General features: G+C 61.5%; 14 protein-coding genes and 1 pseudogene. 13 read left to right on the top strand and 2 right to left on the bottom strand.

Annotated elements, in window-relative coordinates; translation table 11 throughout:
• Window positions 1-116 precede the first annotated feature (116 nt).
• Window positions 117-470 (bottom strand): accessory factor UbiK family protein, encoded by a 354-nt coding sequence (locus tag QNJ43_RS12880; RefSeq protein ID WP_300470666.1) that lies wholly within the window; start codon window positions 468-470, stop codon window positions 117-119.
• A 320-nt stretch (window positions 471-790) separates the two neighbouring features.
• On the opposite strand from QNJ43_RS12880, the gene lgt reads away from it, so the two are divergent.
• The 12 genes and pseudogenes from lgt (at window position 791) to QNJ43_RS12940 (ending at window position 10,991) form a co-directional block, all read left to right on the top strand.
• Window positions 791-1,645, top strand: coding sequence for a prolipoprotein diacylglyceryl transferase (lgt, locus tag QNJ43_RS12885; protein ID WP_300470562.1), 855 nt, complete (start codon window positions 791-793; stop codon window positions 1,643-1,645).
• Window positions 1,642-2,751: a class I SAM-dependent methyltransferase gene (locus QNJ43_RS12890; RefSeq protein ID WP_300470564.1), complete on the top strand. Its 1,110-nt coding sequence runs from the start codon at window positions 1,642-1,644 to the stop codon at window positions 2,749-2,751. Before lgt ends, QNJ43_RS12890 begins: the two co-directional genes overlap by 4 nt.
• A gap of 139 nt (window positions 2,752-2,890) precedes the next feature.
• Window positions 2,891-3,661, top strand: a complete 771-nt coding sequence (gene pgeF / locus QNJ43_RS12895) for a peptidoglycan editing factor PgeF (protein ID WP_300470566.1) — start codon at window positions 2,891-2,893, stop codon at window positions 3,659-3,661.
• Between the two features lie 3 nt (window positions 3,662-3,664).
• Window positions 3,665-4,803: pseudogene (locus QNJ43_RS12900) on the top strand (Xaa-Pro peptidase family protein).
• Window positions 4,804-5,019: 216 nt separating this feature from the next.
• Window positions 5,020-5,562: a hypothetical protein gene (locus QNJ43_RS12905; RefSeq protein ID WP_300470568.1), complete on the top strand. Its 543-nt coding sequence runs from the start codon at window positions 5,020-5,022 to the stop codon at window positions 5,560-5,562.
• A gap of 272 nt (window positions 5,563-5,834) precedes the next feature.
• Window positions 5,835-6,767, top strand: coding sequence for a ribose-phosphate pyrophosphokinase (locus QNJ43_RS12910; protein WP_300470570.1), 933 nt, complete (start codon window positions 5,835-5,837; stop codon window positions 6,765-6,767).
• Window positions 6,768-6,933: 166 nt separating this feature from the next.
• Complete coding sequence (locus QNJ43_RS12915) at window positions 6,934-7,569, top strand: 50S ribosomal protein L25/general stress protein Ctc (RefSeq protein WP_300470573.1); 636 nt, start codon at window positions 6,934-6,936, stop codon at window positions 7,567-7,569.
• A 143-nt stretch (window positions 7,570-7,712) separates the two neighbouring features.
• Window positions 7,713-8,453, top strand: a complete 741-nt coding sequence (gene pth, locus QNJ43_RS12920; protein WP_300470575.1) for an aminoacyl-tRNA hydrolase — start codon at window positions 7,713-7,715, stop codon at window positions 8,451-8,453.
• Window positions 8,454-8,465: 12 nt separating this feature from the next.
• Complete coding sequence (gene ychF, locus QNJ43_RS12925; RefSeq protein WP_300470577.1) at window positions 8,466-9,563, top strand: redox-regulated ATPase YchF; 1,098 nt, start codon at window positions 8,466-8,468, stop codon at window positions 9,561-9,563.
• Window positions 9,564-9,851: 288 nt separating this feature from the next.
• A complete protein-coding gene (locus QNJ43_RS12930) occupies window positions 9,852-10,346 on the top strand; it encodes a hypothetical protein (protein WP_300470580.1) in 495 nt (164 codons plus the stop codon).
• 154 nt (window positions 10,347-10,500) lie between these two features.
• Window positions 10,501-10,671, top strand: coding sequence for a hypothetical protein (locus QNJ43_RS12935; RefSeq protein ID WP_300470582.1), 171 nt, complete (start codon window positions 10,501-10,503; stop codon window positions 10,669-10,671).
• Between the two features lie 8 nt (window positions 10,672-10,679).
• Window positions 10,680-10,991, top strand: coding sequence for a hypothetical protein (locus tag QNJ43_RS12940; protein WP_300470584.1), 312 nt, complete (start codon window positions 10,680-10,682; stop codon window positions 10,989-10,991).
• 88 nt (window positions 10,992-11,079) lie between these two features.
• Here QNJ43_RS12940 and QNJ43_RS12945 read toward each other — a convergent pair whose 3' ends face one another.
• Window positions 11,080-12,105 carry a methyltransferase gene (locus tag QNJ43_RS12945; protein ID WP_300470586.1) on the bottom strand — a complete coding sequence of 342 codons (1,026 nt, stop codon included), beginning with the start codon at window positions 12,103-12,105 and terminating at the stop codon, window positions 11,080-11,082.
• Window positions 12,106-12,635: 530 nt separating this feature from the next.
• Here QNJ43_RS12945 and QNJ43_RS27160 point away from each other — a divergent pair.
• A complete protein-coding gene (locus tag QNJ43_RS27160) occupies window positions 12,636-12,998 on the top strand; it encodes a MaoC/PaaZ C-terminal domain-containing protein (protein ID WP_346432967.1) in 363 nt (120 codons plus the stop codon).
• Window positions 12,999-13,003: the final 5 nt, after the last annotated feature.

Here is a 13,003-nt window from a genome sequence, read left to right on the forward strand (position 1 = left end):
TCTGCGAATCTACCTCTGGGGTCAGTATAGATCGATAATGGCGCAGTGCGAAATCGTTCATTTACGAAGCTTTCGGGATAACTTGTGGAGAAGCGCTCCCGCAAGCGAAGTGACGCTCAGGAAGCGTCCGTGTCCTTGGCGGTGGATCGGCTCGTTTCAGCGCCCTTCGAGGCCGATTTCGAAGCGCTCTTGGCAGGCGCTTTCTTCTCACCGGCTCCGACCTCGGCAAGCGCCTTTTCCAGCGCGTCCACACGTGCGGCGAGCGCATCGGCGTCCTCGCGGGCGCGCACGGCCATTTCCTTCACCGCGTCGAATTCCTCGCGCGACACGACATCCATATCGGCGAGAAAGCGTTCCGCCTGTGCTCGGAATGCGGTCTCCACCTCGCGGCGCACGCCTTGTGCGACACCGGCGGCATCCATCATCATCTTGGCGAAGTCGTCGAAAAAACGATTGGTAAATTGGTCCATGGCGGGCTCCTTGGCCATCGGCAATGCTGTCCAGGCCGCTGTTCCGCACCTCCTCAAGGAGGGTTTCCGGATCGGGCACGCCGGACCTGTTCCTGTTGGTATAGGTAAGTCCGTTTTCACCGCACTGCAACAGGCCGTCTCTATCCGGTGCATATCGGCAGGGGGCAAGGGGCGGACGCCTCAAGGACACGAGCGGGCGGTTCAACGGAAAACGCGAGCTCTCTTGACGAGACAGCTGCGAATGACCAACGTCCGGCGCGAACCGGACGGGTGCCCCCATCCGGACCTTTCCTCCGGACGCCAAAGGCAGATGACGGCCGATGCCCCTCTTCCCCTACTCCGCAATCGACCCAGTGCTCATCCAGTTGGGCCCCTTCGCGATCCGCTGGTACGCGCTGGCCTATATCGCCGGCATCCTGCTCGCGTGGCGCTACATAACGCGCCTCGTGCGCAATGACGGACTGTGGCGGACGACACCCCGTCCCGCGGCGCTGGATATTGATGATTTCGTTCTCTGGGCAACCTTCGGCATCGTGCTGGGCGGGCGCATCGGCTACGCGCTCACCTACAATTTCCCCTATTATTCGCAGCACCCGCTGCAGATCCTGGAAGTCTGGGAGGGCGGCATGTCCTTCCACGGCGGCTTTCTCGGCACCGTTCTCGCCATCGTGCTGTTCTCGCGCCGCCGCAAGATTTCGATGCTCATCCTGTTCGATCTTACAGGAACCGCCGCCCCTATCGGCCTGTTCTTCGGCCGCATAGCCAACTTCATCAATGGCGAGCTTTGGGGACGGATAAGCGACGTACCGTGGGCCATGGTATTTCCCGGCGCAGGTCCCCTGCCCCGCCATCCAAGCCAGCTCTACGAGGCGACGCTTGAAGGCACCGTCCTGTTCCTCGCCATACGGTTGCTGAGCCATCGCTTCAAGATGCTGCAACGCCCCGGCTTCATCGCCGGAGCCTTTGCGACCGGATACGGCATCGCACGCCTGATCGGCGAGCATTTCCGCATGCCCGATGCGCAGATCGGCTATCTCTCCTTCGGCACCACCATGGGCATGCAGCTTTCCCTGCCGATGATCGTCGCCGGTGTCGCCCTGATGATCTGGGCGTTGAAACGCGGCCCGACCGCAGAAGACGGCAAGCCGGCCGCGAAACTGGGGAAGAAGGCGTGACCGAAACACCGCTCAAGCCCCGCATCCGTGCCCTCATCGAGAATACGGGACCGATCAGCATTGCCGACTACATGGCCATATGCCTGGCCGATCCCGAGCACGGCTACTACATGCGGCGCGAGCCCTTCGGCAGCAAAGGCGACTTCACCACCGCGCCTGAGATAAGCCAGATGTTCGGCGAACTGATCGGCGCCTGGTGCCTTGAGACATGGACCGGGCTCGGCCACCCCGAAACCGTTCATCTGATCGAACTCGGCCCCGGTCGCGGCACGCTGATGGCCGATATCCTGCGCGTTGCCTGCCTTGATCCGGCCTTCGCCGCCGCCGCCCGTGTCCACCTCGTCGAAACGAGCCCGCGCCTGCGCGACTTGCAAAAGCAGACACTCGCCGCAACCCCCTTGCCCATCGCCTGGCACGACTCGCTGGCGGACGTTCCCGACGACGGGACAACGATCCTCGTTGCCAACGAATTGTTCGACGCGCTGCCGATCCATCAATACGTCCTGACGCAGGGCAGCTGGCAGCAACGGGTCGCTGGACTCGATCCGGCAAGCGATGAACTCGCCTTTGCGGCCGGGCCAGGTCGGCTGGACATCAGGGGATTGCCGGACGAAATCGCAAACCCGAGCGCCCACGGCATCGGCGACGGCGCGATCCTTGAGACACAGCCGCTCGCCAACGCGATTGCGGGCGATATCGCAGCCCGTCTTGCACGCAACAGCGGTGCGGCGCTGGTGATCGATTACGGCTATGAGCGTACCGCCATTGGCGACACACTGCAGGCACTGGAAAAGCATGCCTTCGCCGATCCGCTCGCTCATCCCGGCCTTGCCGACATCACCGCCCATGTGAATTTCGAAGCACTCGCCCGCGCTGCACGCGAAAGCGGAGCGGCAACTCACGGCCCGATGACACAAGGCGATTTCCTCGTCGCCCTCGGCCTGCTGGAACGCGCCGGACATCTGGGGGCAGGCAAGGACATTGCGATGCAGGAAGGCATTCGCGACGATGTCGAACGCCTCACCGCTCCCGATCAGATGGGAACCCTTTTCAAGGTCCTGGCGTTTTCTTCCCGCTGCCCGACCCCGCGCCCTTTTCCTGCCTAACCCCTCTGCTCTCCTGACAACCTCCCGCCCCGTTCCTGCCCGGGATCTCTTCCCGCCGACACAACCACAACGTTTGACAACGCCCGACTCACACCGCAGGACCACGAGCCGCGGTTTTCCGATTTTCGAGAGGCCATCGATGATTTCCGCACCCGAACTTGCCGACCTACCTGGCATCGACCACGGCTTTTTCACCCGCAACGGCGGGGTATCGGAGGGCATTTATCAAAGCCTCAATATCGGCCTCGGCTCCGACGACACCCGGTCTCGCGTAGAAGAAAACCGCGCCCATGTCGCCCGCACGTTCGGGCTGGAGGCAGATCGGCTCGTCAACCCCCATCAGCATCATTCCGCCGACGCGGTGACCGTACGCACCCCCTGGAAGCAGGGCGAAGGCCCGCGTGCCGATGCGATGGTCACGGATCAGCCCGACATTCTGCTGGGCATTTCGACCACCGACTGCGGGCCAGTCCTGTTTGCCAACCCCGAGGCCCGCGTCGTGGGCGCCGCCCATGCCGGTTGGCGCGGAGCGCTGACGGGCATTCTGGAATCGACCATCGAGGCCATGGTGGCGCTCGACGCCAAACGTAGCCGCATCATCGCCGTGCTCGGCCCGACGATTTCGGCCGCAGCCTATGAGGTGGGATCGGAATTCGTCGAGCGGTTCACCGAAGCGGACGAAGGCAACGGCATCTACTTCCGGCCGAACAGCAAGGCCGACCATGCCATGTTCGACCTGCTCGCCTATATTGTCGACCGGCTGGAGCAGACGGGTATCGCCCACGCCACATCGCTTCAGCGTTGCACGTACAGCGAAGAAGAAACGTTCTTTTCCTATCGCCGCACGACCCATCGCGGAGAAGGAGACTATGGTCGCCAAGTTTCGGCGATCTGCATCCGGGAGGATTAGACGATGGCGCTGCATTTCGAGCGTAGCGAGTTCGCAGACGCCTACACAAGGTGCTGGGCGAGATGCAGGAACACAAGCTGGACGCCATGCTCCTGTTCGCGCCGGAGAGCCATTTCTGGCTGACCGGCTATGACACGTTCGGCTTCTGCTTTTTCCAGCGCCTGATTCTGATGAAGGACGGCCAGTTTGTCCTGTTCACCCGCGCGCCCGATCTCAGGTAGGCCAACCACACCTCCATCATTGAGGACATAAGCATTTGGGTCGATCGCGGCGAGGGCTCGCCCATTGGCCAGTTGAAGGACTTGCTGTTCGATCTCGATCTTCTCGGCTCGCGGCTGAGCGTCGAATACGACACGCACGGGCTTTCCGGACGCAATTCCCGGCTGCTCGATGAATCGCTGCGCTCATTTGCCGAACTGCGCGATGCCTCCAATCTCATTCCCCGGTTGCGGGTGGTGAAAAGCCCGGCCAAGATTGCCTATGTGCGCAAGGCGGCCGAACTTGCCGACAAGGCCTACCGCGCCGGAGAGGCGGAGATTCGCGCCGGCGCCGACGAAGGCCACATTCTGGCGGCCATGCAGGGCGCGGTTCTAGCGGGTGGCAGCGACTATCCCGGCAACGAATTCATCATCGGCTCAGGCATGGATGCACTCCTGTGCCGCTATTAAGAGCGGCCGCCGCAAGCTCGCCGCCAAGGACCAGTTGACCCTCAAATTCGCGGGCGTCTATCGCCACTATAACGTCGCCCTGATGCGCACCGTGCTGACCGGCGAGGCGACCGCGCGCCATATCGAACTGCATGAAGCGACCACCGCGGCTCTTGCAGGGGTGGAAGAGGTCATGCGTCCGGGGAATACGTTCGGCGATGTCTTCGAAGCTCACGCCCGCGAAATGGACAGTCGGGATCTGATGCCCCACCGGCTAAATACCTGCGTCTATTCGCTGGGCGCTCGCTTCGCGCCGTCGTGGATGGACTGGCCGGCAACAAGGTGGAAATCGTGCCCAACATGGTGCTATTTGCGCACATGATCCTGATGGATTCGGAGACCAACACCGCCATGACGCTGGGATGCACCTATCTGACGAGCGAAGCTGAACCGCAACCCCTGTCGCAACTCGCGCGCGAGCTGACGGTACGATAATCACGGGGTGGCTGGATTCCTCGACAAAATCCGGTTAGAGCAGACGCGCAAAGGCACTCCGATCTGCCGACGGGCACCGTCGCCGGATAGATCTTTCCACGCGGGAGAGACCGTCGGATGCAGCCATCAGGCGGCAAGCGACGCGCATCGAGCGCCGGTCGCGACCCGTGGACAAGACGGCAAGCAAAGTCGACAGATGACAGGCTACGAGCTGGTATGAACGAGCGACGCTTCTTTCCATCTCTGCGCACGGTGGTCCTGTTTACCGGTCTACTGGCGCTCGCAGGATGCGCAGGCAACATTCCCCCGGATCTTGTCGGCGGCAGCGGCACGCCGCAACGCCAGCAATCCGCTCCGCCCGCCGAATCCATCGCACCGTCGGTTCCCGCCTCGCAGGCGACCTTCGCGTTTGAGCCCTTCGTCGGCGTTCCCGGCAATACGGCCGATTCGCTGTCGCGCAGAATCGGTGCAGAGGCCAAGAAAGAAGGCCTGACGATCGTACGCCGGATCGGGGCGCCCGCGACCTACCGCGTCAAGGGCCACCTTTCCGCGGTCGGCAACGATACTTCATCCACTATCATCTATGTCTTCGACGTCTACGGCTCCAACGGCCAGCGTCTGTACCGATTCTCCGGCCAGGAGACATCGAGCGAGACCAGCGGAGATCCCTGGAGCGGCATCGACAGCGACACCCTGGACCTGCTGGCCAAGCGGACCGTTCTGGCTTTGGAATCCTGGTTGTCGAACGCATCCAATTGATGAGGAAGCGTAAAGTTTGAACGTCTTGCGGAACGCCGGACTTGCCATGAGCAAGGCGATTCGCAAAAAACCGCTGCAAACGGGGCCATGCGACAGTTGTCGCGGGCCGCACCCGTTGCAAAAACCCCGCCGCCCGGCCGATACCGTGCGGATGCCAGGCTTGCCGACCCCGATCCGCCCGAAGACGAGCCGCCGGGGCCATTCGTGAATTATTCGCCTGTCGTGACAGGCGCCTTGGACCTCGTATCTACGCAACAAGAAGGAACGCGAGCATGAAACTCGTCGCGGGCAACTCCAACCGGGCATTGGCGGACGAGATTTCCGGCTATCTTGGCGTGCCGCCGGCGCAATGCCAGGTGCGCCGCTTCGCCGACCAGGAAATCTTCATCGAAATTCAGGAGAACATGCGCGGCGAGGATGTGTTCGTCATCCAGTCGACGAGCTATCCTGCCAACGATCACCTGATGGAACTCCTGATCCTGATCGACGCGCTGCGCCGCTCTTCGGCGCGCCGGATCACCGCAGTGGTTCCGTATTTCGGCTATGCACGTCAGGACCGAAAGCCCGGTCCCCGTACCCCGATCTCGGCAAAGCTCGTCTCCAACCTGATCACCCATGCCGGTGCCGACCGTGTCCTCACGTTCGACCTCCACGCCGGTCAGATCCAGGGCTTCTTCGACATCCCCACCGACAACCTCTTTGCCGCGCCGGTGATGACCCGCGACATCAAGGAACGCTACGTGCAGGGCAACCTGATGGTGGTCTCGCCCGATGTCGGCGGCGTGGTGCGCGCCCGTGCGCTGGCAAAGCGCATCGATGCCCCGCTCGCCATCGTCGACAAGCGGCGCGAGCGGCCCGGTGAATCTGAAGTCATGAACACCATCGGTGACGTCGCCGGTCGCGACTGCATTCTGGTCGATGACATCGTCGATTCCGGCGGCACCCTGTGCAACGCCGCCGACGCTCTGCTCGCCAAGGGCGCGACCTCGGTGACCGCCTACATCACCCACGGCGTTCTGTCGGGCGGCGCGGTGGCCCGCGTTGCGGCCTCCCGGTTGAAGGAACTGGTCATCACCAATTCCATCGAGCCGACGGCAGCCGTGGAATCAGCCCCCAATATCCGGGTCATCTCCATTGCCCCGCTGATTGGCGAGGCGGTCAACCGCACCGCCCTCGAGAAATCGGTTTCCAGCCTCTTCAACTGAGCCGGAGCCCGACGGGCAAGCCGCGGGGCCTTGAGGGCCCGCGGCTTGCCCTTTTCCGCCTGCTCCTGTATAGCAGCGGCAATGCGCCTACCCCCTGGAGGAAACGCGGCAGGAAGCCGACCGCTCGGCCTCTTTTTCTTGAAAAAACCACTTAAGGAGACGAGCCATGGCTCACACATATGAGCTTGAGGCCACGTTGCGCGGGCATGTGGAAAAGGGGTCCGCACGGGCACTTCGCCGCGACGGCAAGATTCCGGCCGTGATTTACGGCGGAAATGAAGATCCCCTTCCGATCGCGATCGGCATCAAGGAAACCACACTGAAGCTTCATGCCGGCGGTTTCATGACCCAGATCGCAACAATCACCGTGGACGGCAAGAAGGAACGCGTTCTGGCGCGCGACTATCAGCTCGATCCGGTCCGCGACTTCCTGGTTCATGTCGACTTTCTGCGCGTTGGTGCCAACACCCGCCTGACGGTCGACGTTCCGGTGCACTTCATCAACGAAGAGCAGTCGTCCGGCATCAAGCGCGGCGGCGTCCTCAACGTTGTTCGCCACACGGTCGAACTGGAGTGCCCGGCATCCGAGATTCCGGAATCGATCAAGGTCGACCTCTCCGGTCTCGACATCAACGATTCCGCGCACATCTCGTCCGTCACTCTGCCTGAGAACGTGACGCCTGCGATCACCGATCGTGACTTCACGATCGCGACCATCGCCGCACCGGCTGGCCTCAAGGACGAGGCTGAAGGCGAAGGCGAGGCCGAGGAAAGCGCAGCACCGAGCGCCGAGGCCGAATAAGCCCCGCCGATCCGCTTTCCCCTAAAGGAAAGATCATTCCCGCGAGGGGCGGACTTCCGCCCCTCGTTCCCGTTTAAGACGACGCACGATGCGGCCTTTCCGGCCCGGCTACACCCGACATTCATCGATCCAGGAACACGGCCATGCTTGTTATTGTCGGGCTCGGCAATCCCGGAACGAAATACGAGCACAACCGCCACAATATCGGCTTCATGGCGATCGACGCGGTCCATCGCCGCAATCCCTCCTTCTCCCCGTGGCGCAAGCGCTTCCAGGCGGAAACCGCCGAAGGCACGCTGGCCGGCGAGAAGGTTATGCTCGTCAAGCCGATGACCTACATGAACGAAAGCGGTCAGGCGGTGGGTGCCGCCATGCGCTTCTTCAAGCTCTCCCCTGCCGACATCACCGTTCTCTACGACGAACTCGACCTCGTGCCGGGCAAGGTCCGGATCAAGGTCGGCGGCGGCTCGGGCGGCCATAACGGCATCAAGTCGATCGGTGCGCATGTCGGCAAGGACTATCGCCGCGTGCGCCTCGGCATCGGCCATCCCGGCTCCAAGGAACGCGTCACGGGCTATGTGCTGGGCGATTTCGCCAAGGCCGACCATGACTGGCTGGATCCGTTGCTGGATACGGTGGGCGAGAATGCCGACCTGCTGGTCAAGGGCAATGACGGCGAGTTCGTGAACCGCCTGCACGCGGCCGTTTCCGGCACGGGCGACAGCGGATCCGAGGGACATTCTCAAGGACGCCAGAACAAACGCCCCGCTCCCGGCAAGAGCCATATCCGCCAGGCGCCCCCCGCGCCCAAACCCGACATCTTCAAGGAAGGTCCGCTTGCGGCCATGCTGAAAGGACTGCTCGGCTCCGGCGACAAAAATTAGGAAAAAGAAACGATGGGCTTCAAGTGCGGTATCGTCGGGCTGCCGAATGTGGGCAAGTCCACTCTGTTCAACGCGCTGACCAAGACGGCGGCCGCCCAGGCGGCGAACTATCCCTTCTGCACGATCGAGCCGAACACCGGCGACGTGGCCGTGCCCGATCCGCGCATGACCAAGATTGCGGAAATCGCCGGGTCCGCCAACATCATCCCCACGCGGCTGTCCTTCGTCGATATTGCCGGGCTGGTGCGCGGCGCCTCCAAGGGAGAAGGCCTCGGCAACCAGTTCCTCGCCAATATCCGCGAGGTGGACACCATCGCCCACATGCTGCGCTGCTTTGCTGACGACGACATCACCCACGTGGAAGGCCGCATCGATCCGGTGGCCGACGCCGATACGGTCGAAACCGAGCTGATGCTCTCCGATCTGGAAAGTCTGGAACGCCGTGTCGTGCCGCTTCGCAAGAAGGCGAACAGCGGCGAGAAGAACGCCAAGGCCGCCGTTGCCCTGATGGATGCCGTTCTGGAGCTGCTGCGCGAGGGCAAGCCCGCCCGCATGCTCGACGTTTCCAAGGAAGATCGCCCGGCCTTCGAGGCACTCAACCTGCTCACCTCCAAGCCGGTCCTCTACGTGTGCAACGTGGACGAGGCCTCGGCTGCGACCGGCAACACCTTCTCCGACGCCGTCAAGGCCAAGGCAGAGGCTGAAGGCGCGGGCGCGGTCATCATCTCGGCAACCATCGAGGCGGAGATTGCTCAGCTCGATGATGACGAAGCGCGCGAATACATAGAATCCATGGGGCTGGAGGAGCCAGGCCTCGATCGGCTCATCCGCGCCGGCTACGACCTTCTGGACCTGATCACCTATTTCACCGCCGGGCCGAAGGAAACGCGAGCCTGGACGGTCACCAAGGGCACCAAGGCCCCGCAGGCAGCCGGTGTCATCCATACGGATTTCGAGCGCGGCTTCATCCGCGCCCAGACCATCGCCTATGACGACTACATCGCCTGCAAGGGCGAAACGGGCGCCAAGGATGCGGGCAAGACCCGCGACGAAGGCAAGGACTACGTGGTGGCGGACGGCGACGTCATGCTGTTCAAGTTCAACACGTAACCGGACACAGGAGGGGGCGCTGCCCAGGGGTACCTCCCTCCCTTTCCCACCAAACAAAAGCCTTCGCCCCTCCTCGGAAAATGCAACTCCTGCTTCTATTTAGATTGAATAAATAATCAAATATATTTCCCTTGCGGGATTTGAATATATTTTTTAATTACTAAAAATTCTGTTGTTATCTTTCGAACGATGACGCGTGGATATACGCTCCTATTCATTGAGAATCGGAGGGAAATTTTTCATGAAAAAATTACCATTGTAATTTCTTTAGCAATCGCCTTTGCGAGTTTGCCCGCAAGCATTGCGGCGGCCCAATCCCCCGTCGTCGTAGGCACTCCGTCGCAAGCAGGTCCGGTCGACGGATCGGATCAGAATTCGGATGAATTCATCTGGACGCTGTTCACGCAGTTTGTCGCCCCCGCGACATCGGGCAAGGAAAAGCCGGTCATTTTCGAGACCTGGGCATCCGACGCCGACACCTTCAACACCGCGCCGAAATGGCCGGATCCGAGTGAAGGCAAGAAGTTCCAGACAAGCATTCTGGAACTGGCGACGACCCCGTCCCTGCACGGAGCAGCGGCAGGCGCCAGCCTGGCGAAAGCAATCGACGTTCCCTGCAAGACACCGGGTAATGCCGGGGTCGGAGGCTTACCATCGACAGGAACGCCGAAGCCCTGCGTCGCGGAGGAAACCCGGCGCAACAAGCCGCAATTCGACTACATCGTCGAGAACGGCTTCAACACGCAGAAGGACCTGGCGGGCGGCCTACGCCAAACAATTTGAAGTCGTCATGCCGAAAAGGCGATCTCGGTGAAGGGCGACTGGATCCCCCTGCCGACGCTGCCGCAATGGATCCCGGAGCTAGAGAGCCTCGAGAACATCAGGACGCTCTATTACACGACCGTCTCCGACAAGGGCGAATACGCCCCTCGTCTCTATGCATATCAGCTCGCGGCAAAACAAGAACTGGGTCTGGGGCACCCTGGAGCACCAGAACAATCCGGGCCGGTGCGACTATATCGGCTGCTTCGACAGTTTCGGTGCCGTGGAGCCCAATACGGAGGTCTACAACACCCAGTACGGCGCCTGCGCCAAGACCGAGAACTAACTACGCTAATGAAGAAGGCCGACATCGACACGGTCCGGCAGAACTACTGCATGAAATCGACGCAAGTCACCTTCACCGACGTCGACGGTACGCCCTACGTGCTGGGCAACTCAGTGATCGAAGGCATTACGGACGGTGGCACGATCGCAGCTTCGTCCTGCATCTCCTGCCACAACTACGCGTCGTTCAACGCACAAGGGACACCGAGCGCGGCGGCGACCGCCATGCTGCCCTACAATCCCACGGGCAATGAAATCCCCGGCGTGCTGGACGGCTCGATTAAGTTCGACTTCATGTGGGGCGTTCTGCTCGCGCCCTGACGGTCCACACGGTTCCCTTCCCGGCGGTTTGCTGCCGCCGGGAAGCATCTCAGTTCTGATCAAAGACCTTGAAGGTCGACCCGTGAGATCAGGCCTTCGGCTTCACGCCCCGCACCATCATGGTCATGCCGGGGATCATTTCGCTGACCTCCACATCGACAAAGCCTGCGGCTTCCATCAACGCGCGCACATAGCCACCAGTGATGGACTTCGCCTTCGGATTGAACGCCACGTGCTGGAGCTGCCACAGCGCTGCCAGCTTCGGCCCCATACGTTCATCCTCGACCATGAAGTCATGGACAATGAAATGTCTGCCGGGCATCAGCGCATCCATGGCGCCGCGCACCAGGCCGGGGATGGATTCGCCGGGAACGCCGGAGAAGAGATAGGACATCAGCACGACGTCGACCGGCGTCGGCCACTCACTCTCCAGCGCATTGCCGCCCTGGAACTTGACACGGTCCGAAAGCCCGGCCTGCTTCACGAAGACCTCGCCGACCTTCACCACATTCGGGAAGTCGAGCACAGTCGAGGTCAGTTCCGGATAGGCCTTGCACAGGGAGATCGAGAAGGTGCCGGTGCCGCCACCGACATCGAGCATCTTGCGGGCGGCCGACAGATCGACCGTGCGCGCCAGCGACCGACCAGGGCCGAGCGATCCGGCATGCTGGGATTCCGAATAGAGCCGCGCCTCCTTGGGATCGGAGAACCAGTCCGCATAGGAGGACACCTGCTCCGGATTCAGTTCACCCGTCAGTGCGCCCTCAAGCTGCGCCAGGAACGGATACATCTGCTTGTCGATCTGCAGGCGCAAATAGTCGCCAAAATCGTACTTGCGCCCATTGACCAGGAAAGCCTCGGCAGCAGGCGAATTGCGATAGACGTCACCCTCGCGCTCAACGAGCCCAAGGGTCGTCAGCGCGGTCAGAAGCGTCGTCGCGCGGTCCGGATCGAGGTCCGTTTTTCCGGCCACGGCATCCAGCGTGGCCCCTTCGTCTGCCAAAGCGGTGCACAGTCCTACATGCAGCGCGGTAAACAACGCTTTCGATCCCATGAAGGCGAAGGCAATATCCGAAATCTGCTCCGCCGTCTCCAGCGATTTTGGACTGGTCATCGTGTGGTATCTCCTCAGATTAAGTTGCACAAAAAACCGCCACACATCCGTCGCATACGGATGCACATTATTCTGACGTTGGTGTTGTGCGCGCGCATCATATGGCCAATTCGACGGAAAGCCAAATTCCGTAACGTCAATTGCTTAGGTTGGACTTTTAAGTGTTTTCCCTCTCGGCACTTACACATACGTCCATGCGAATTGTTCTCTCGACAGGCCTGCTTGATTCCGACGAGAAACAATCCCATGAACACTGAGCGATACTTTGAAGATTTTTCTTCCGGAGAAATCATCCCGCTCGGCCCCCATACGGTCGAAGCCGGGGAAATCGTCGAATTAGCCTCAGAATTCGACCCCTAACCCTTCCATCTGGATGAGGAAGCGGGACGCAAATCCCTGCTTGGCGGACTGGCTGCGTCCGGCTGGCAGACGGCGGCGCTGACTATGCGCATGCTCTATGACACCTTCCTCAAGAAGACGTCGTCGATGGGCTCGCCCGACACATCACGAGCCTGCAATGGCGGCGCTCGGTGCTGGCCGGCTACACGATTTCCGGAGTGGCCGAGATCCTGACGACCCGCCGCTCCTCCTCCAAGCCCGACCAGGGGAATCGTCACCTTCCGCATCACGCTGGCCAATCAGAAGGGCCAGACGGTGATGATCCAGGAAAACCCGATCTTTTTCGCCTGCAGGGAGAGTGCCGCGTGAGATTCTTTGAAGATATCGAGATCGGCGTCACGGAACAGCTGGGCAGCTACACATTCACCGCCGAGGAAATCAAACGCTTCGCCGCAAAGTACGACCCGCAACCCTTCCACATGGACGAGAAGGCCGCCGCTGAAAGCCATTTCGGCGCGTTATGCGCCTCCGGCTGGCACACCGCCGCGGTGTAGATGAA

This window comes from Breoghania sp., assembly GCF_030066895.1.
Classification (GTDB): domain Bacteria; phylum Pseudomonadota; class Alphaproteobacteria; order Rhizobiales; family Stappiaceae; genus Breoghania.